18 protein-coding genes are annotated in these 20,085 nt (G+C 62.3%); 10 read left to right on the forward strand and 8 right to left on the reverse strand.

Features of this window, described 5'->3' with window-relative positions; genetic code table 11:
• Nucleotides 1-40: 40 nt before the first annotated feature.
• From NCS28_RS21475 to NCS28_RS21490, 4 genes are all read right to left on the reverse strand, one after another.
• Nucleotides 41-1,477, reverse strand: a complete 1,437-nt coding sequence (locus NCS28_RS21475) for a Kelch repeat-containing protein (RefSeq protein WP_250515775.1) — start codon at nt 1,475-1,477, stop codon at nt 41-43.
• Nucleotides 1,478-1,691: 214 nt separating this feature from the next.
• The gene (locus NCS28_RS21480) at nt 1,692-2,459 is read right to left on the reverse strand and encodes a class II aldolase/adducin family protein (RefSeq protein ID WP_250515776.1); all 768 of its coding nucleotides are present in this window, start codon (nt 2,457-2,459) and stop codon (nt 1,692-1,694) included.
• A 49-nt stretch (nt 2,460-2,508) separates the two neighbouring features.
• Entirely contained in the window at nt 2,509-3,597 is a 1,089-nt protein-coding gene (locus NCS28_RS21485) for a GlxA family transcriptional regulator (RefSeq protein ID WP_250515777.1), read from the reverse strand.
• A 139-nt stretch (nt 3,598-3,736) separates the two neighbouring features.
• Complete coding sequence (locus tag NCS28_RS21490) at nt 3,737-4,051, reverse strand: hypothetical protein (protein ID WP_250515778.1); 315 nt, start codon at nt 4,049-4,051, stop codon at nt 3,737-3,739.
• Between the two features lie 336 nt (nt 4,052-4,387).
• Between NCS28_RS21490 and NCS28_RS21495 the strand changes: the two genes are divergently transcribed.
• The 7 genes from NCS28_RS21495 to NCS28_RS21525 are packed head-to-tail and all read left to right on the forward strand — an operon-like array spanning nt 4,388 to nt 11,752.
• Nucleotides 4,388-5,782: an L-serine ammonia-lyase gene (locus NCS28_RS21495; RefSeq protein WP_250515779.1), complete on the forward strand. Its 1,395-nt coding sequence runs from the start codon at nt 4,388-4,390 to the stop codon at nt 5,780-5,782.
• Nucleotides 5,783-5,825: 43 nt separating this feature from the next.
• Entirely contained in the window at nt 5,826-7,070 is a 1,245-nt protein-coding gene (locus NCS28_RS21500) for a sarcosine oxidase subunit beta family protein (RefSeq protein WP_062259847.1), read from the forward strand.
• A 25-nt stretch (nt 7,071-7,095) separates the two neighbouring features.
• Complete coding sequence (locus NCS28_RS21505) at nt 7,096-7,407, forward strand: sarcosine oxidase subunit delta (protein ID WP_250515780.1); 312 nt, start codon at nt 7,096-7,098, stop codon at nt 7,405-7,407.
• Entirely contained in the window at nt 7,404-10,406 is a 3,003-nt protein-coding gene (locus NCS28_RS21510) for a sarcosine oxidase subunit alpha family protein (RefSeq protein WP_250515781.1), read from the forward strand. Before NCS28_RS21505 ends, NCS28_RS21510 begins: the two co-directional genes overlap by 4 nt.
• Entirely contained in the window at nt 10,396-11,058 is a 663-nt protein-coding gene (locus NCS28_RS21515) for a sarcosine oxidase subunit gamma (RefSeq protein WP_250515782.1), read from the forward strand. Before NCS28_RS21510 ends, NCS28_RS21515 begins: the two co-directional genes overlap by 11 nt.
• The gene (locus NCS28_RS21520; protein WP_250515783.1) at nt 11,055-11,492 is read left to right on the forward strand and encodes a dihydroneopterin aldolase; all 438 of its coding nucleotides are present in this window, start codon (nt 11,055-11,057) and stop codon (nt 11,490-11,492) included. The genes NCS28_RS21515 and NCS28_RS21520 overlap by 4 nt, the downstream gene beginning before the upstream one ends.
• A complete protein-coding gene (locus NCS28_RS21525) occupies nt 11,489-11,752 on the forward strand; it encodes a hypothetical protein (protein WP_250515784.1) in 264 nt (87 codons plus the stop codon). The genes NCS28_RS21520 and NCS28_RS21525 overlap by 4 nt, the downstream gene beginning before the upstream one ends.
• A 76-nt stretch (nt 11,753-11,828) precedes the next feature.
• On the opposite strand, the gene betA is transcribed toward NCS28_RS21525, so the two are convergent.
• Genes betA through betI form a run of 3 tightly spaced genes read right to left on the reverse strand, consistent with a single transcriptional unit; the run spans nt 11,829 to nt 15,642 of the window.
• Nucleotides 11,829-13,547 (reverse strand): choline dehydrogenase, encoded by a 1,719-nt coding sequence (betA, locus tag NCS28_RS21530; RefSeq protein ID WP_250515785.1) that lies wholly within the window; start codon nt 13,545-13,547, stop codon nt 11,829-11,831.
• A gap of 12 nt (nt 13,548-13,559) precedes the next feature.
• Nucleotides 13,560-15,029 (reverse strand): betaine-aldehyde dehydrogenase, encoded by a 1,470-nt coding sequence (gene betB / locus NCS28_RS21535; RefSeq protein ID WP_250515786.1) that lies wholly within the window; start codon nt 15,027-15,029, stop codon nt 13,560-13,562.
• A 25-nt stretch (nt 15,030-15,054) separates the two neighbouring features.
• Entirely contained in the window at nt 15,055-15,642 is a 588-nt protein-coding gene (gene betI, locus NCS28_RS21540) for a transcriptional regulator BetI (RefSeq protein ID WP_250515787.1), read from the reverse strand.
• Between the two features lie 237 nt (nt 15,643-15,879).
• Between betI and fdhA the strand changes: the two genes are divergently transcribed.
• A complete protein-coding gene (fdhA, locus tag NCS28_RS21545) occupies nt 15,880-17,079 on the forward strand; it encodes a formaldehyde dehydrogenase, glutathione-independent (RefSeq protein ID WP_250515788.1) in 1,200 nt (399 codons plus the stop codon).
• Nucleotides 17,080-17,525: 446 nt separating this feature from the next.
• Nucleotides 17,526-18,056, forward strand: coding sequence for a GNAT family N-acetyltransferase (locus tag NCS28_RS21550; protein WP_250515789.1), 531 nt, complete (start codon nt 17,526-17,528; stop codon nt 18,054-18,056).
• 4 nt (nt 18,057-18,060) lie between these two features.
• Here the strand turns inward: NCS28_RS21550 and NCS28_RS21555 are convergent, their stop codons facing one another.
• Complete coding sequence (locus NCS28_RS21555) at nt 18,061-19,056, reverse strand: GlxA family transcriptional regulator (protein ID WP_250515790.1); 996 nt, start codon at nt 19,054-19,056, stop codon at nt 18,061-18,063.
• A 439-nt stretch (nt 19,057-19,495) separates the two neighbouring features.
• On the opposite strand from NCS28_RS21555, the gene NCS28_RS21560 reads away from it, so the two are divergent.
• A partial coding sequence (locus tag NCS28_RS21560) for a membrane dipeptidase (RefSeq protein WP_250515791.1) occupies nt 19,496-20,085 on the forward strand: 590 nt, incomplete at its 3' end.

A 20,085-nucleotide genomic window follows, 5' to 3' on the forward strand; every position in this document is an offset into this window, starting at 1 on the left:
GGCGACGGATGTGAGGTGGAAACCGAACATCCGTCTTAACTTACTCGAACCAGCGTTCGCTCGTCTTCGAAGTCGTTCCGCCGAAAGCCATTACGCCGCCATCGTTCAAGATGGTCGATTTATGGAAGATTCGGCCGCTGGTCATGTTCTTGACCGCAGACCATTTGCCAGTCGCGAGGTCATAAACTTCCGCGGATGATTGCGGCGCCGAATCACCGCTTCCTCCGCTGACGAGCACCTTGCCACTTGGAAGTTGCACTGCGGACGCGCCTGTTCTGGCGACGCTCATTTTCCCCGCGCTGGTCCATGTCCCCGACGAGGGATCGTAGATTTCCGCGTCGGCGACGGCGGCCGAGTTCCAACCGCCAGCGACAAACACGCGTCCATCATGCAGTGTGATTGCAGCGTACTGGTCTCGTGCGCTCTTCATCTTTGCAGTGGGCGACCACATTCCGGTCGCAGGGTCGAACAGCTCGCATGAGGAAAGGTATGCGCCATTCGAAAAGCCACCTGCAACAAGCACTTTTCCGTCGTGCAGGCGTGCGAGTGTCGGTTGCTCGCGAGGGTCGGTCATGTGGCCGGCATCGGTCCACTTGCCGCTCGATGGATCGAATATCTCGGACGATGCGATTGATCCAAAAGCGTAACCGCCTGCGACCAGCACTTTTCCATCGGCCAGCAACGTGGCGGCCGGGCCCACGCGCTGCTGTTTCATGCTTCCCGTCAGACTCCAGCGTCCCGTCTTCGGGTCGTAGATTTCAGAAGAAGCAAGAAAATTCGACAGAAATCTTCCGCCTGTGACCAGAGCCCTGCCATCGGCCAGAGCGGTCATGGCCGGCTCGCCTCGCGCAGTGTTCATTGTGCCAGTCGTAGTCCATTGCTGAGCCATTGGGTCGAATACTTCTGCGGTGGCGAGCTGATTGTTGCCGCGATCCATACCGCCTGCCACGAGTATTTGGCCGCCCGTGAGAAACGCGACACCAGGACCTGTACGTTGCGTATACATTTCGCTGGCAGCCATCCATTCCTGGGCGGGTACGACCGTTATCCCGATGCCAGATGTCGTGCTACCGCCCCTGTTCTTACCCACGACCGTATAGGTGACGCGCTCTTGCCTGCCTGTAGGCGTTCCGCTGATAATGCCGCTGTCGATATCGAGGCTCAATCCATCAGGCAGTTGAGGTGTGACGTAATATTGAGTGACGGTGCCTCCGTCCGACAGCGGCCGAACAGGGGCGATCTGTCTTCCGGCGATGAACGTGAAGAGGCTTGCTGGATAGCGGAGATTCGACGGCGGTACTTCCGCAACAGGCGTTACTGGATCCGGCTGCGTCTCGCTGGCAGGGGTGGGGTGATTCTCGCTGACGGGTGCATTGTTGCCCCCGCCTCCGCCAGCATCACCGCCGCCGCCACCACATGCGGCGAGACTAACGGTAGCCAGGATAGCGATCAGTAGTGCTTTATTATTCACTTTCATCGATTTCGGGTGTTATAGACTTTCGAGCGTAAGAGAGCCTGAAGTTTAAACACGCCTTCGTTCAAGTGTCTGGAAGGACATTGAAAGTGACTAATTATTACGTCATCTTGTATGTTCGGAAGATGTATCTATCGAACGGCATAGGGTCAAGCGGGACAGGCCGGCGGCAGTCAAAGCGCATGCCGCCGCCAGCAATTGAAATATTGAGGGCGCATCAACTCCTATAATCCGTCTTCCCACTCCCTTCGATCATCCTCAACGCCGCTTCCCATTGCAGCGCCATGATGCCGTCGGACTCATCGCGGCGATATTGCTCGGCCGTCAACTCGCAAACCCTCTGCGACGGCAAATTCAATTCCGCATTGCCCGCCAGCGCGCGAATTTGAATCTCGCACGCCCTTTCCAGAAAGTACATTTCCTGAAACGCCTCCGGAATCGATTTTCCGCACGTCAGCAAGCCGTGATTTTTCAAAATCATCGCGTTCTGCGGGCCGAGATCGTTCACGAGCCGATCCCGCTCCGCGAGATCCAGCGCGATGCCTTCGTAATCGTGATACGCGATGTGCCCGTAGTACTTCAACGCGTGCTGACTGATCGGCAGCAGGCCCTGCTTCTGCGCCGACACCGCCGCGCCCGCCGCCGTATGCGTATGCACGACGCATAGCACATCGGGACGCGCCATATGAACGGCGGAGTGAATCGTGAAGCCCGCCGGATTCACGCGATAGCGCCCGGGATCGTCGCTCGCGCCCGCTTCGACCGGACGTCCTTCGCTATCGATACGGACGAGATCCGATGCGCGCATCTCGTCGAACAGCACGCCATAGCGGTTGATCAGGAAGTGATGGTCCGCGCCCGGCACGCGCGCGCTGATGTGCGTGAAGATCATGTCGGTCCAGCGGAAGTGCGCGATCACGCGATAAAGCGCCGCCAGATCGCAACGCACCTTCCATTCTTCCTGCGAGTATCCGTGAGTCTCCATGCCGTTCCTCCTTGGTTTGATGAGCCGCGGAAAACGTGAACAGATGCTGCTAGATCGCCTGGGCGCGGCCCGGGAAAGTCTCGTCGTAATCCATTGCCTGCGCGGCTTCCGGCGCATCCTGCGCGCCGCCCTGCTCGCGATACATCATCGGCGGCAGGCCGAATTGCTTGCGGAATTCGCGGCCGAGATGCGATGCATCGGAGAAGCCGCAGCTCGACGCGATATCCGCCACCGTCTTGTCCGAACTCGTCAGCAGCCACGCGGCGGTGCGCAGCCGCACCTGCTTCGCGTACGCTTGCGGCGCCTTGCCGGTCTCCGCCTTGAAGAGGCGTTCGAGTTGCCGCGTGGACAGATCGAGCTTGTGCGCGAGTTCGTCGAGCGTGAGCGAGCGCCCGACGTGCTGCTCCATCAGGAGGATCGCACGTTTCACCTTCGGATGCGTCGCGGGCGCGAGACCCGGCGGATGCGGCTGCGGCGCGTTGCCCTTCTGCATGTCGTCGACGAGCAGAATGCGCAGCGCCTTTTGCACCGTCGCCGTTTCGAAGTGACGCAAGAGAATGGCGGCGGCGACATCGATCGACGCGCGCCCGCCCGAACAGGTGATGCGCCTTCTGTCGATCACGAAGAGACGATCCGCGACGAGCGTCTTTTCGTCGGCGTGTGGGAATCGCTCGATGAAATCCCAGTAGTGAAACCAGCTCACGCAGATGCGATGCCCTTCGAGCACGCCCGCGCGCATCAGCGAAAAGACGCCCGTGCACATGCCGACGATCGTCGCATTCGATGCGGCCGCACGGCGGATGAACTGCAGCGTCGCGTCGCTGGTGGCGGGGCCGGAGTGCAGCAGGCCGCCGACCACGACGACGTAATCGAACGGCTCGGCCTGATCGTAGGTTTCCCACGGCGTGATCTGGATGCCGCAACTCGCGCGCACCGGCGCGAGCGTCTCGCCGATCACGCTCCACGAGCAGCGCACCGGACGGCTGAAATCGCCTTCGTCGGCGGACAGGCGCAACAGATCGACGAAACCGGCGAACGCGGTCAGCGTGAAGTTCGGCAGCAGGATGATGCCGAAGCGGATACGCGATTTGGATTGACCGTCGACGGAAGACGGCGGAAGGTGCTCTGCGGCATTCATGCGGGAGACATGCGGCTGGACGTTATCCGGCGAGCATATCACTCGTCCGCGAGCCTCGCGCGTGTGTCAGAAAAGACGACGCGGCCGGCGTCGTGTGACGCCGGCCGCGTGATTCGGCACGGATGAGACAGGAGGCGCTTCAGCCGCCGAGCACGGCGAACGCCCAGGCGAAGGCGCCGCCGATGAGCGCGCCCGTCGAGCGGCCGAGCACGCTCGCGATCGTGTAATCGCCCCAGCGCTGCTCGACTTCGGCTTTCAACACGCCGAAGTAGCGCAGCACGGGATCGATCGAGCAGAGCAGCATCAGCACGCCCCAGACGGGCGCCTGACGCGTGAGCACGCGATCGACGGCGAGAAGATCGACTGCCTGAAGCGTGCCGACGACGACCACGCCGACGAGAAAGGCGAGCACCCAGGATTTGAAGAACTGATCGGGTAAAGCGTGAGTTTCCATCGAAGCAAACCGGAGATCTGAGAACCTAGGGAATATACCGATGCATGTCCGCGCGCCGCTTCGGACTGGTCTCAAAAAACCGGGAAAGTGCAACGAAGATGCACAAAAACGCGCCAGACGCGAAATGCTCTGTTAGCGCGATCGGCATGGATGACTGTCGGGAAGCCGCCATCGGCTTTCGTCGCCGCGCCGGAAATCGCCGTAAAAACGCCGGTTGGATCGCCGCGAATCGAGGCCTGACGCCGAGGTCCCATTTCGATGGCGTTTTTGTTCTATCGGGTCCTTGCAGGGTTTGGTGCAATGAGCGCCATACAAGGTTAAACCCAGGGACACGCCATGAATGTCAGCGTCTTCGATCTGTTCAAGATCGGCATCGGACCGTCGAGTTCGCATACCGTCGGGCCGATGATCGCGGCGTGCCGTTTCGCATCGCATATCGAGGACGCCAATCTGCTCGGCTTCGTCACCCGCGTGCGCGCCGAACTGTTCGGCTCGCTCGGTGCGACCGGCAAGGGCCACGGCACCGACAAGGCCGTGCTGCTCGGCCTCGAAGGCAATCTGCCCGACCTCATCGATCCCGACACGATCGCGCCGCGCCTCGCCGACATCCGCGCGACGAAGCGCCTGAAGCTGCTAGGCAAGCACGAAGTCGTGTTCGAGGAGCGCGAGCATATCGGTTTCTATCGCAAGCTGATGCCGGGCGCGCCGGGGTCGAGCATCGTGCATCCGAACGGCATGCGCTTTCAGGCGTTCGACGATAGCGGCCAGTTGCTCGTCGAGAAAGAGTATTACTCGGTCGGCGGCGGCTTCGTCGTGAATCGCGAAGGCGATCGCGTGAACGGTCTGCGGGCGGCCAATCCGGTGCCGCATCCGTTTCGCACCGGCGACGATCTGATGCGCATCTGCGATGAGACGGGTCTGTCTATCGCCGAAATCACGATGCAGAACGAATGCGCGAATCGCAGTGAAGCCGAAGTGCGCGAAAGCCTGCTCGCCGTGTGGCGCGTGATGGCCGCGTGTGTCGAGCGTGGCTGCAAGGAGCGCGGCGAATTGCCCGGTCCGATGCATGTGAAGCGCCGCGCGGCCGATCTTTCTGCCTCGTTGCGTTCGCGTTCCGAGGAGTCCCTGCGCGATCCCTTGTCGATGCTCGACTGGGTCAATCTCTACGCGATGGCCGTCAACGAAGAAAACGCAGCGGGCGGCCGCGTCGTCACCGCGCCGACCAACGGCGCGGCCGGCGTGATTCCCGCCGTGCTGCACTATTACGTGAAGTTCATGCACGCCTCGAACGACGAAGGCATCGTGCGCTTCCTGCTCACCGCGGCCGCTATCGGCATCATTTACAAGGAGACGGCGTCGATCTCCGGCGCGGAAGTCGGCTGTCAGGGCGAAGTCGGCGTCGCGTGCTCGATGGCCGCGGCCGCGCTCGCCGCGGTGATGGGCGGCACGCCCGCGCAAGTGGAAAACGCCGCGGAAATCGGCATGGAACATAACCTCGGCATGACCTGCGATCCGGTCGGCGGCCTCGTGCAGATTCCGTGCATCGAGCGCAACGCGATGGGCGCGATCAAGGCGATCAACGCCGCGCGCATGGCGATGAAGGGCGACGGCAAGCACTACGTATCGCTCGATTCGGTCATCAAGACGATGCGTGAAACCGGCGCCGACATGAAGACGAAATACAAGGAGACGTCGCGCGGTGGCCTCGCCGTCAACGTCATCGAATGCTGAATTGCTTGCAAGCACAAACCCCGCACGAAGGAAGAGAAACACCATGAGCCGCTATTCCATCTTCAGCCTCTTGCGCAACGGCATGTCGTACCACGAGAACTGGGAGCGCCAGTGGCGAAGTCCCGAGCCGAAGCGCGAGTACGACGTGGTGATCGTCGGCGGCGGCGGTCATGGTCTCGCGACCGCGTATTACCTCGCGAAAGAGCACGGCATCACGAACGTCGCGATTCTCGAGAAGGGCTGGATCGGCGGCGGCAATACCGCGCGCAACACGACCATCGTGCGCTCGAACTATCTGTGGGACGAATCGGCCGCGCTGTACGAAAAAGCGATGAAGCTGTGGGAAGGCCTCTCGCAAGACCTCAACTACAACGTGATGTTCTCGCAGCGCGGCGTGATGAATCTGGCGCACACGCTGCAGGACGTGCGCGACACCGAGCGCCGTGTGAATGCGAACCGCCTCAATGGCGTCGATGCCGAGTTCCTCACGCCGCAGCAAATCAAGGAAATCGAGCCGACGATCAACCTCAACAGCCGCTATCCGGTGCTGGGCGCGTCGATTCAGCGTCGCGGCGGCGTGGCGCGTCACGATGCGGTCGCGTGGGGCTTCGCGCGCGGCGCGGATCAGGCGGGCGTCGACATCATCCAGAACTGCCAGGTGGTGGGCATTCGCCGAGACGGCAATCAGGTGACGGGCGTCGATACGACCAAGGGCTTCATCAAGGCGAAGAAGGTCGCGGTCGTCGCGGCGGGCAACACGACGACGCTCGCGGACATGGCGGGCGTGCGTCTGCCGCTCGAAAGCCATCCGTTGCAGGCGCTCGTTTCGGAGCCGATCAAGCCGGTCGTGAATACGGTCGTGATGTCGAACGCGGTGCACGCGTACATCAGCCAGTCCGACAAGGGCGATCTCGTGATCGGCGCGGGCGTCGATCAGTACACGGGCTTCGGTCAGCGCGGCAGCTTCCATATCATCGAAGGCACGCTGGAAGCGATCGTCGAAATGTTCCCGGTGTTTTCGCGCGTGCGCATGAATCGTCAGTGGGGCGGCATCGTCGATGTCTCGCCGGATGCATGCCCGATCATCTCCAAGACCGACGTGAAGGGGCTCTACTTCAATTGCGGCTGGGGCACGGGCGGCTTCAAGGCAACGCCGGGCTCGGGCTGGGCCTATGCGCACACGATCGCCAAGGACGAGCCGCATGCGTTGAACGCGCCGTTCTCGCTGGATCGCTTCTATACCGGTCATCTCATCGACGAACACGGCGCGGCTGCCGTGGCTCACTAAAGCTAACCGCACATAGGAAACAATCATGTTGCTGATCGAATGCCCCTGGTGCGGGCCGCGCGCCGAAACCGAATTCTCCTGCGGCGGCGAAGCGGATATCGCGCGTCCGCTCGACACGGAAAAGCTCACCGACCGCGAATGGGGCGACTACCTCTTCATGCGCAAGAATCCGCGCGGCGTGCATCGCGAGCAATGGATGCATGCGCAAGGCTGCCGCCGCTGGTTCAAGGCGCAGCGCGATACGGTGAGTTATGAAATCCAGGGCTACGAGACGTTCGACCGTCCGTTGGCTGTGATGTCAGATGATGTTGCAAAGACGGGAGGCACGTCGAAATGAGCCAGAAAGACCGACTCGGCATGGGCGGGCGCATCAATCGCGCGATCCCCGTCACCTTCACGTTCAACGGCAAGACGTATCAGGGCTATGAGGGCGACACGCTCGCGTCCGCGTTGCTCGCGAACGGCGAGCGCTTCATCGCGCGTAGCTGGAAGTATCACCGTCCGCGCGGGATCATCACCGCGGGCGTGGAAGAACCGAACGCGGTCGTTCAACTCGAAACCGGCGCGTACACGGTGCCGAATGCCCGTGCGACGGAAGTCGAGTTGTATCAGGGTCTCGTCGCCGCGAGCGTGAACGCGAAGCCGAACATCGAGAACGATCGCATGGCGGTCAATCAGAAGATCGCGCGCTTCATTCCCGCGGGCTTCTACTACAAGACATTCATGTGGCCGCGCAAGTTGTGGCCGAAGTACGAAGAAGTGATCCGCGACGCGGCGGGTCTCGGCGAAGCGCCCAAGCATCTCGATGCCGATCGCTACGACAAGTGCTTCGCGCATTGCGACGTGCTCGTGGTCGGCGGCGGCCCGTCGGGTCTCGCGGCGGCGCATGCGGCGGGTTTGTCGGGCGCGCGCGTGATTCTCGTCGACGATCAGCGCGAACTCGGCGGCTCGCTGTTGTCGTGCCGCGCGGAGATCGACGGCAAGCCCGCGCTGCAATGGGTGCAGAAGATCGAAGCCGATCTGCGCAAAATGCCTGACGTGAAGATTCTTTCGCGCAGCACGGCGTTCGGTTATCAGGATCACAACCTCGTCACGATCACGCAGCGTCTGACCGAACATCTGCCCGTGTCGCGGCGCAAGGGCACGCGCGAACTGCTGTGGAAAGTGCGCGCGAAACGCGTGGTGCTCGCGACCGGCGCGCACGAGCGTCCGATCGTGTTCGGCAATAACGATCTGCCGGGCGTGATGCTCGCATCGGCGGTGTCGACGTATCTGCATCGCTATGCGGTGCTGCCGGGCCGCCAGGCCGTCGTCTTCACCAACAACGACGACGCGTATCAATGCGCGCTCGATCTGAAGGCGGCAGGCGCGGACGTGACCGTCGTCGATCCGCGTCCGGCCGAGTCGAAAGGCACGTTGCCCGCGGCGGCGCGACGCTATGGCGTGCGCGTGATGAACAACGCGGTGATCACGGTTGCGCGCGGCAAGCTGCGGGTCGCGTCGGTGGAAGTGGCTTCGTATGCGAAGGGCGAGGTCGGCCCGAAGCAGACGGAACTGCAATGTGATCTCGTCGCGATGTCGGGCGGCTGGAGCCCGGTGCTTCATCTGTTCGCGCAATCGGGCGGCAAGGCGCACTGGCACGACGAGAAAGCGTGCTTCGTCCCGGGCAAGGCGATGCAACTGGAAAGCAGCGTCGGCGCATGCGCGGGCGAGTTCTCGCTGGCGCGCGGCATCCGCTTCGGCGGCGACGCGGGTGCGGAGGCGGCGCGTGCGGCGGGTCATATCGTCGTGAAGCCGAACGCCGTGCAGGTCGCCGAAATAGTCGAAGCGCCGATGCTGCCGCTGTGGATCGTCGGCAACCGGGACTTGGCGACGCGCGGTCCGAAGCAGTTCGTCGACTTTCAGAACGATGTGTCCGCGGCCGACATCTATCTCGCGGCGCGCGAAGGCTTCGAATCCGTCGAGCACGTGAAGCGCTATACGGCGATGGGCTTCGGCACGGACCAAGGCAAGCTCGGCAACATCAACGGCATGGCGATTCTCGCGCAGGCGCTCGGCAAAACGATTCCCGAGACCGGCACGACGACGTTCCGCCCGAACTACACGCCTGTCACGTTCGGCACGTTCGCGGGCCGCGAACTCGGCGAGTTTCTCGATCCGGTGCGCAAGACCGCGATTCACGAATGGCACGTCGAGAACGGCGCGATGTTCGAGGACGTCGGCAACTGGAAGCGTCCCTGGTATTACCCGAAAGCCGGCGAGGACATGCACGCGGCGGTCGCGCGCGAATCGCTCGCGGTGCGTCAGAGCGTCGGCATTCTCGATGCATCGACGCTCGGCAAGATCGACATTCAGGGCCCCGATTCCGCGAAGCTGCTGAACTGGATGTACACGAATCCGTGGAGCAAGCTCGAAGTCGGCAAGTGCCGCTACGGCCTGATGCTCGACGAGAACGGCATGATCTTCGACGACGGCGTCACGGTGCGTCTCGGCGAGCAGCATTACATGATGACGACGACCACCGGCGGCGCGGCGCGCGTGTTGACGTGGCTCGAACGCTGGCTGCAGACCGAATGGCCCGACATGCGCGTGCGTCTCGCGTCGGTGACGGATCATTGGGCGACGTTCGCGGTCGTCGGCCCGAACAGCCGTAAGGTGCTGCAGAAGGTGTGTCACGACATCGACTTCGCCAACGCGTCGTTCCCGTTCATGAGCTATCGCGATGGCACGGTGGCGGGCGCATCGGCGCGCGTGATGCGCATCAGCTTTTCGGGCGAGCTCGCGTACGAAGTGAACGTGCCCGCCAACGTAGGACGCGCGGTGTGGGAAGCGCTCATGCTTGCCGGCGCGGAGTTCGACATCACGCCGTACGGCACGGAAACGATGCACGTGCTGCGCGCGGAGAAGGGCTACATCATCGTCGGCCAGGATACGGACGGTTCGATGACGCCTTACGACCTCGGCATGGGCGGGCTCGTCGCGAAGTCGAAGGACTTCATCGGCAAGCGTTCGTTGACGCGTTCGGATACGGCGAAGGCGGGGCGCAAGCAGTTCGTCGGACTCTTGACCGATGATCCTTCGTTCGTGCTTCCCGAAGGCGCGCAGATCGTCGCGGGACCGTTCCAGGGCGATACCGCGCCGATGCTCGGGCACGTCACGTCGAGCTATTACAGCCCTATTTTGAAGCGCTCGATTGCATTGGCCGTCGTGAAGGGCGGTCTCGAGAAGATCGGCGAATCGGTCATGATTCCGCTCGCGAACGGCAAGCGGGTCAACGCGAAAATCACAAGTTCGGTGTTCTACGACAGCGAAGGAGCACGTCAGCATGTTGAATGAGATCAAAGGTTCCTCGACGGTCGTCGATCGCGCCGTCAGCGGACAGGGCTTGAGTGGCACGTGGCAGGAGTCCCCGCTCGTCGGCGCCGATGCGTTGATTAAGTCGCATCAGAGCGGCTCGCCGAAAAAGTTTCGTCTGACGGAGCGGCCGTTCCTCGAACTCGTGAACGTGCGCGGCGACACGCGCGATCCGGCCTTCGTCAAGGCGGTGCAGAACGTGATCGGCTGCACGCCGCCCGAGAAGGCGAACACCATCGCGCGCGGCAACGGCTACACGATGCTGTGGCTCGGCCCCGATGAATGGCTCGTGCATTCGGATACGGCGCACGACGCATCGCGTCCCGCGCCGCTCGAAGCGAAACTGCGCGAGGCGTTCGTCGGCCAGTTTTCGGCGGCGGTGGATATCGGCAGCGGTTATACGGTGCTCGACATCGATGGCCCGAAGACGCGCGAGGTGCTTTCGCGCGGCTGCCCGCTCGATCTGCATCCGAAGGTCTTCGGCGAAGGACAGTGCGCGCAGAGCCATTATTTCAAGGCTTCGCTGACGCTCGTGCCGCTCGGCGGCGATCGCTTCGAGATCATCGTGCGCCGCAGTTTCGCTGACTACTTCGTGAAGATCATGCTCGACGCCGCCGAGCCGCTGCTTTCATGAAGCCGTTCGAGCCGCTCGAAGCAGGGGGACGGGGCTGGCGCGTGGTCGTCGATGAATTGATCGTGGAAACGCGCGTCGGCCTGTACGAGCACGAGTACCAAGGGCCGCAACCCGTGTGCATTGATGCGAGCCTGCGCTATCGCGGGATGCCGCATGAATCGGACGATGGTCTGATCGATTACGAAGCGTGGTGCGATCGCGTGAGTGCGTTTCTCGAAGCGAAGGCGCACACGCGTCTGCTCGAAACGCTTGCGGTCGAGATCGCCGCGCTTTCGTTCGAGGAATGGCCCGCGCTCGATGCGCTCACGCTCACGCTGCACAAGCCGAAGATTCGCGAAGGCACGAGGCGGCTCGGTCTGGAACTCGACTGGCGGCGCGCGGATTTCGATGCGTGGCGATTGAACGTCGACACGCAACGCGCGTTCGTGCGATGAACGCGTCGCGCGATGCCGCCGCGCGATTGTCCGAGCGTGCGTTCAAGAAGCACGACGCGGATGCCGCGCTTGCGTTGCTCGATCGGAGTATTGCGTTGAAGCATCGGCGGATCGCGTTGATTCGATATCTGCATGCGCAGTATCTCGATGCGCCGCTCGAGGCGCGGCATCATGAGTACGTGAAGGGGGTTGCCACGCGGATGAGCGCGGAAGCGTTGATGCAGGTCGCGGCGGCGGCGCGTGCGCGGTTCGATGCGTGAGGTGCGTTGGAAAGCGGATTTCGAAGGGGTATGAGGTAGGGCGATTTGAAGGCCGCTTGCGCGGCCTTTTTTTGGTTCAGCCCTTCACATCTCCGAGCTCCTTCCTGGCGGGCTCCGCAGACTCTCTGCGCACCCGCGCCCTTTTCCCGTTCGCCACGAAATACGGCGTCGCCACCCGCGCCAACGCTTCCCTTCTCCGAACCCGATCCGCGATCTTCTCCGCCAACATGATCGTCGGCGCATTGAGATTTCCCGTCGTGATCTGCGGCATGATCGAAGCATCGACGACGCGCAGTCCTTCCATCCCGTGCACGCGTCCTTCACCATCGACGACAGCCATATCGTCGTATCCCATCTTGCACGAACACGAAGGGTGATAAGCGGTCTCCGCTTTCGCTCTCACGAACGCATCGAGTTCCGCATCGCTTTGCAGATCATCGGAAGGATGAAGCTCGCGCCCCCGATACCGCGCGAGCGCAGGCTGACGCATGATCTCGCGCGTGATACGAATTGCATCGCGGAACTCGCGCCAGTCGAGCGGATCGGCCATGTAGTTGAAAAGAATGCCCGGATGCGCATGCGGATCGCGTGACTTGAGCTTCACGCGCCCGCGGCTCGGCGAGCGCATCGATCCGACATGCGCCTGGAAACCATGCATCTTGATCGGGTTCGATCCGTTGTAGTTGATCGCCACCGGCAGAAAGTGATACTGGATGTTCGGCCAAGGATCATCGTCGCGTGTGCGGATGAAGCCGCCCGCTTCGAACTGATTGCTCGCGCCGATGCCCGTGCCGTTCAGCATCCACTCGAGGCCGATCGCCGGCTGATTCCACCACTGCAACGCCGGATACAAGGACACAGGCTCCTTGCATTCGTATTGCATGTACATCTCCAGGTGATCCTGCAAGTTCTCACCGACACCCGGCAGATCGTGCACCACCGGAATCTCCAGTTCCTTCAGCCAGTCCGATCGCCCCACACCCGAACGCTGCAACAACTGCGGCGAAGCAATCGCGCCGCCGCACACGAGCACCTCGCGCCGTACGTGCGCCGTGACACGCTGCCCGCCATGCAGATACGCGACGCCAATCGCACGCTTGCCCGAGAACAGCACGCGGTCAGTCGTTGCATGCGTAACGATCGTGAGATTCTCGCGATGCTTCGCGCGATCCAGATACCCGCGCGCCGTGCTCGCTCGCCGTCCGTTCGCGGTCACCGTGCGATCCATGGGGCCGAAACCTTCTTGCTGATAACCGTTCAGATCCTCGGTGCGCGGATAACCCGCCTGCACGCCGGCCTCGACCATCGCGGCGAAAAGCGGATTGTTGCCGGGCTTGCTCGTCGTCACATGCACGGGGCCATCGCCGCCGTGATACGCATTCGGTCCGATATCGCGCGTCTCGGCGCGGCGGAAATACGGCAGGCAGTCGAGATAACTCCAGTTCTCGAGACCGGGCATCGACGCCCATTTATCGTAATCGAGCGCATTGCCGCGGATATAGCACATGCCGTTGATGAGCGACGATCCGCCCAGCCCCTTGCCACGCCCGCACTCCATGCGTCGATTGTTCATATGCGGCTCGGGCTCGGTTTCATACGCCCAGTTATAGCGCCGCCCCTGAAGCGGATACGCCAGCGCCGCGGGCATTTGCGTGCGAAAGTCGAAGCGATAGTCCGGCCCGCCCGCTTCGAGCAGCAGCACGCTCACGTCCTCCTCTTCGGTGAGACGCGACGCGAGCACGTTGCCCGCCGATCCCGCGCCGACGATGATGTAGTCGTATTCGTTCGCGTTCATCGCACATGCTCCTTAAAACAAGGGCTGGTAAGGACCGAGCTCGACCTGCACGGACTTGATGCGCGTATAGGCATGCAACGTGACGATGCCGTTCTCGCGTCCGATGCCCGATTGCTTGTAGCCGCCCACGGGCATTTCCGCCGGGGATTCGCCCCACGTATTGATCCAGCAAATGCCCGCTTGAAGACGATGAATCACGCGATGCGCCCGCGACAGATTCTCCGTCACGACACCGGCCGCAAGACCATAGTCGGTATCGTTGGCGCGCGCGATGACTTCGTCTTCGTCATCGAACGCAAGAATGCTCATCACGGGGCCGAAGATTTCCTCGCGCACGATACGCATGTCGTCGTGACAATCCGCGAACACGGTCGGCTCGACATACTGGCCGCGAGCGAAGATGCCATCGGTCATGCGCGCACCGCCCGCCACGAGCCGCGCACCATCGCGCTTGCCGCTCTCGATGAAGCCGAGCACCTTCTGCAATTGCGCCGCGCTTACGAGCGGCCCGAAGTTGGTGCTCGGATCATCGGGTGCGCCGATGCACATGCGCTTCACACGCGCGAGAACCAGCGCTTCGAATTCGTCGATGACACCGCGCGCCACGAACACGCGCGTGCCGTTCGTGCACACCTGTCCCGAGCTGAAGAAGTTCGCGCTCATCGCGATATCGGCGGCGCGTTCGAGATTCGCATCGTCGAAAACGATGAGCGGCGACTTGCCGCCCAACTCCATCGTCACTTCCTTGAGCGTCGAGCCGCCCGCGCGCGCCATCACCTTCTTGCCCGTTTCGACGCCGCCCGTGAACGAAATCTTGTCGATGCCGGCATGTTCGGCGAGCATCGCGCCGACGCGGCCATCGCCCTGCACGACGTTGAAGACGCCCGCGGGCACGCCCGCTTCGCTATAGATTTCGGCGAGCTTCAACGCGGTCAACGGCGTGACTTCGCTCGGCTTGAAGATCATCGCGTTGCCGGCAGCGAGCGCGGGCGCGGACTTCCAGCATGCGATCTGGATCGGGTAATTCCATGCGCCGATGCCCGCGCACATGCCGAGCGGTTCGCGCCGCGTATAGACGAACGACGAGTCGCGCAGCGGAATCTGCTCGCCTTCGATGGCCGTTGCCAGTCCCGCGTAGTACTCGATGACATCCGCGCCCGTGACGATATCGACGGCGCGCGTCTCGGCGATCGGCTTGCCGGTATCGCGCGTCTCGATCGCGGCGAGTTCGTCGTTGCGCGCGCGAAGCAGATCGACCGCGCGGCGCAGGATGCGCGAGCGCTGCATCGCGGTCATCGCGGCCCATTCGCGCTGGCCATCGCGCGCCGATCGCACCGCGCGATCGATATCCGCCTGCGATGCCTGCTGCACGCGCGCGAGTGTTTCGCCCGTCGCGGGATCGAGCGTGTCGAAGGTTTCGCCGCTCGTCGCATCGACGTAATCACCGCCGATATAAAGCCGTTGCTCTCCGAATGCGGACATGTCGCGCTCCTTCAAAAGTGATGGCTCAACCGCGCGCTTCCAGCACGAGGTCGATGTAGTCGTAGGCGAGCCGCAGCGCGCCCTTCGTATCGAACGGTTCGCCGGCGAGCGCGCCGCGCAGCCACAGGCCGTCGATCAGCGCGGCGAGGCCGCTCGCGGCGCGGCGCGCGGCCGGCTTCGTCAATGCGCGCGCGAAATCCGCGCATAGATTGGAATGCAGACGCCGCGTGTTCACGCGCTGCAGCCGCCGCAACTCCGGCTTGTGCATGCTTTCCGACCAGAACGCGAGCCACGTTTTCATGACCGGACCGTTGACTTGTTCGACGTCGAAGTTCGCCGCGACGACCGCGCGCAGCTTCGAGCGGGGATCGGGCTTCGCGGCCTTGCGCCGGCGCGACGTGCCTTGCCACAGCGAGCGCAGCACATGACGCATCGTGGCTTCGAGCAGGCCGTCCTTGTCGCCGAAATAGTGACTGACGATGCCCGTCGACGTGCTCGCGCGCTGCGCGACCGACGCGAGCGTCGCGCCCGCGAGCCCCGACTGGTCGATGGTGTGCAACGTGGCGTCGATGAGTTGCGCGCGGCGGATCTCGCGCATTCCGAGCTTGGGCATGGCGGTTCAGTAACAGACGAATTGCGCCGATACTAGGTTTTTTATTTTGAACGGTCAATCAATAAAAACCGGGTCGAAAGCATTTCGGGACGTGATGTCGGTTTCAGTCAAACGCGCGTCGCATTGAGTGACAGTCGCGGCTTCGCGAGAGCGCTACCCTCGTTTCACGGGCGCGATGAGCCAAAGGAGTGCGGCGGACTCGTCGCGCGTGCCGTCCACGAAACATGGAGACGATCAATGAGCAGCAGCAATCGCGGCGTCGTTTATCTGGGGCAGGGCAAGGTCGAAGTGCAATCCATCGACTATCCGAAGATGGTCGATCCACGCGGCCGCGAGATCGGCCACGGCGTCATTCTGAAAGTAGTCAGCACGAATATTTGCGGTTCGGACCAGCACATGGTGCGCGGCCGAACGACTGCGCAGGTCGGTCTCGTGCTCGGCCACGAGATCACGGGTGAGGTCATCGAAGTCGGGCGCGATGTGGAGACGCTCGCGATCGGCGATCTCGTGTCGGTGCCGTTCAACGTCGCGTGCGGCCGCTGTCCGACCTGCAAGGCGCAGCATACGGGCGTGTGCCTGAACGTGAATCCGTCGCGGGCGGGCGGCGCGTATGGCTATGTCGACATGGGCGGCTGGATCGGCGGCCAGGCGGAATACGTGATGGTCCCGTATGCGGACTTCAATCTGCTGAAGTTTCCCGACAAGGCCCAGGCAATGTCGAAGATTCGCGACCTCACTTGCCTCTCCGACATTCTTCCGACGGGTTATCACGGCGCCGTGATGGCGGGCGTCGGGCCGGGCTCGACGGTGTATATCGCGGGCGCGGGTCCTGTGGGCATGGCGGCGGCTGCATCGGCGAGACTGCTGGGCGCGGCGTGCACGATCGTCGGCGACATGAACGAGGAGCGACTTGCGCACGCGCGTGCCATGGGCTTCGAGACGATCAATCTGTCGAACGACGCGACGCTCGGCGAGCAGATCGAGCAGATTCTCGGCAAGCCGGAAGTGGATTGCGCGGTGGATTGCGTGGGCTTCGAAGCGCACGGCCACGGCAGCGACAGCGGCCACGAAGCGCCCGCGACGGTGCTCAACTCGCTGATGGAGATCACGAAGGCGGCGGGCGCGATCGGCATTCCGGGGCTCTACGTGACCGACGATCCCGGCGCCGTCGATGCCGCTGCGAGAAAGGGCAGCCTGAGCATCCGCTTCGGTCTCGGCTGGGCGAAGTCGCATTCGTTCCATACGGGGCAGACGCCGGTCATGAAGTACAACCGCAATCTGATGCAGGCGATCTTGTGGGACCGGTTGCCGATTGCGGACATCGTCAATGTGACGGTGGTTTCGCTTGACGAAGCGCCGGACGGGTATCGGAAGTTTGATGGCGGTGCGCCCAGGAAGTTTGTTATTGACCCTCACGGGGTGTTGAAGGCGGCTTGACGCGTTTCTTTGCTGCGGGCCTGGGTGATTTTTCGCCGGATCCCGTTCTCTTGTTAGTTTATTAACACCGCCCCTGTGCGGGGCGGCAGTCACTTTCATTGGCTGCTTCGGCACAGCGCTAGGCGCTGCTGCCGGGTTCGCAAGCGCTATAACTTCTAGCACGTCAGACCGTGCGCAACCCAAGCTCGGTTCTGCTTGTGAGGGCACTCGCGACTGCGGGCCACTAGGCCAATCGCCCGTGCCGCGGCCGGCGTGCGGCACTTCGGAAGGAAAAACTGCTTTCTTCGCGCCAGGCCAAAGAAGGTGCCGCCCCGCATAGGGGCAGTGCTAATGAACCAACATGAAAACGGGATCCGGCGAAACAACAAATCGCCGTCATGCCGCCGCCTCGCACAGGGGCGAACACGGGATTCCATCGAAACCCGATTCGGCGTCATACTTGCCCCATGAAGGCCGAATATCTCCGCACTGCGCTTTCCGTTCGCCTCGCGCGCCCCGACGACGCCGCCGAGATCGCGCGCATCCACGTCAAGGCCTGGCAGGCCGCTTATCGTTCGATCTTTCCCCCCGAATTTCTCGCATCCCTCTCCATTCCAAAACGCCGTGCGCTATGGGCCGAACTGATCGCCCGCGGCACACCACGCGTAATGCTCGCGCAACGCAACGACGTCATGCTGGGCTGGATCGCATGGGGACCCTCGCGCGATCACGACAAAGGCAGCACGGACGCCGAAATCGAAGCCGTCTATATCGATCCGGCGCATTGGCGCAAGGGCGCGGGCAGAATCCTGATCGACGAAGCAATCAACGCCGCTGCGAGCGAAGGTTATCGGGAAATGACGCTATGGGCGCTCGAGGAAAACGCGCACGGCCTGCGCTTTTATAGGGCGCTCGGCTTCGCATTGGACGGCGTGTTCAGAACCGAAAGAGTCGGCGGATGCGAAGTCTGCGAAACGCGCCTTCATCTGTCGATCTGAGCGCTCAGGCCACCATCGCGGGGACGGTGGAAAGCGGCGGCACTTGCTTGCGCCGTTCGCGCGTCGGCGCCGTGCCGAACGCATCGCGATAGCTCTTCGAGAAATGACACGCCGACTGGAAGCCGCACGCCATCGTGATGTGCATGATGGACATGTCGGTCTGCAGCAGCAGCTCGCGCGCGCGGCGCAGACGCAAGGTCAGGTAGTAATGCGTCGGCGTCATGCCGAGATGCTCGCGAAACAGCCGCTGCAATTGCCGTTGCGACATCCCCGCCAAGCGCGCCAGTTCTTCGCGCGACAACGGCTCTTCGATGTTGTTCTCCATCAGCGAGATCACTTCGAAGAGCGACTTGTTCGCCGATCCGAGACGCGCCACCAGAGGCATGCGCTGTTGCGCGCTCGTATCACGCACATGTTCGACGATGAACTGCTCGGCAATCTGCGTGACCCGTGCCGTGCCGACGCGCGCTGCGATCAGATTGAGCATCATGTCGAGCGGCGCGACGCCGCCCGTGCACGTCACGCGATCGCGATCGATCACGAACAGCTCCTTGAGAAAGCGCGTATCGGGAAACTCTTCTTTAAGCGCCGACATGTTCTCCCAATGGATCGCGCACGCATAACCTGCGAGCAAACCCGCGCGCGCCAAAGCATAGGTGCCGGTGCAAAGCGAGCCGAGCACGCTGCCCGTGCGCCCGAAGCGGCGCAAGGCCGAAAGATGCGCGGGCGTCGTCGAGCGCTGCACGTCGATGCCGCCGACCACGAACACGATGTCAGGCTGTCCCACGCAATCTACCGGACCCGTATCGACGGAAAGGCCGTTGCTCGCCGTGACGGGTCCGCCTTCCGGACTCACGATCGACCACCGATAGAGCGGCTGCCCTGTCAGGTAGTTCGCCATGCGCAGTACTTCGATCGCATTGGTGAACGCGATCATCGTGAAGTTGGGAAGCGGCATGAACGCGAAGTGCGACAGCGACGCCGTGCGATCGGAGGACATGTGAGAACTGATTCCTTGGAATCTATTGATTGGCGCCGTCATTTGCGACGCTTTGCCACTTTCGCAATTTTGGTTTCGATCGCAACTACCATGCCATAAGGCTAAACCCTGAGCAATGAATAGCCTCGCACGTGCTTCGCTGCGGGCGCGCACTGACGCGGGGCCATGCACCGTCAAACGCGCACTGTCGAAGCGCACGATCGTTCCGATGCAGTGCAGCAGAAGCGCAAAATATATGCGCTACACCGAATCCGAATTCGCCACTTGTCGAAAACAGACGCGCATGTCGGAAAAGGCAAAGAACACGTCTAAATTCGTAAATTGACCGGCAGGGCGAAAGTCAAGAATAGACGCAACGACGAAGGCATCGATCAGGCGCTGCAAAGCGCGTCAGACCTGCGTCTTTTCCCCCTTCACCCGGCACGCGGAGCACACCTAGATGAGCACCCTCCACAATGACAGCATCATCATCGACGGACTGAACATCTCGAAGTTCGAGCGCTCCGTGTTCGAGGACATGAGAAAGGGCGGCGTCACCGCCGTGAACTGCACCGTGTCGGTGTGGGAAGACTTTCAGAAGACCATCGACAACATCGCGGAAATGAAGCAGCAGATCCGCGAATACAGCGAAATTCTCACGCTCGTGCGCACCACCGACGACATCGTGCGCGCGAAGAAAGAGAACAAGACCGGCATCATCTTCGGCTTTCAGAACTCGTATGCGTTCGAGGATAACCTCGGTTACATCGAGGTATTCAAGGAGCTCGGCGTCAACGTCGTGCAGCTTTGCTATAACACGCAGAACCTCGTGGGCACAGGCTGTTATGAACCGGACGGCGGTCTCTCGGGTTATGGCAAGGAAGTGATTCATGAAATGAATCGCGTGGGCATCATGGTGGATCTTTCGCATGTCGGCGCGAAGACTTCTTCCGATGCAATCGCCTGTTCGAAGAAGCCCGTCACGTATTCGCATTGCTGCCCGTCGGGACTCAAGGATCATCCGCGCAACAAGACGGACGATCAACTGCG

The organism is Caballeronia sp. INDeC2, from assembly GCF_023631325.1.
In the GTDB taxonomy this organism is placed as follows: Bacteria; Pseudomonadota; Gammaproteobacteria; order Burkholderiales; family Burkholderiaceae; genus Caballeronia.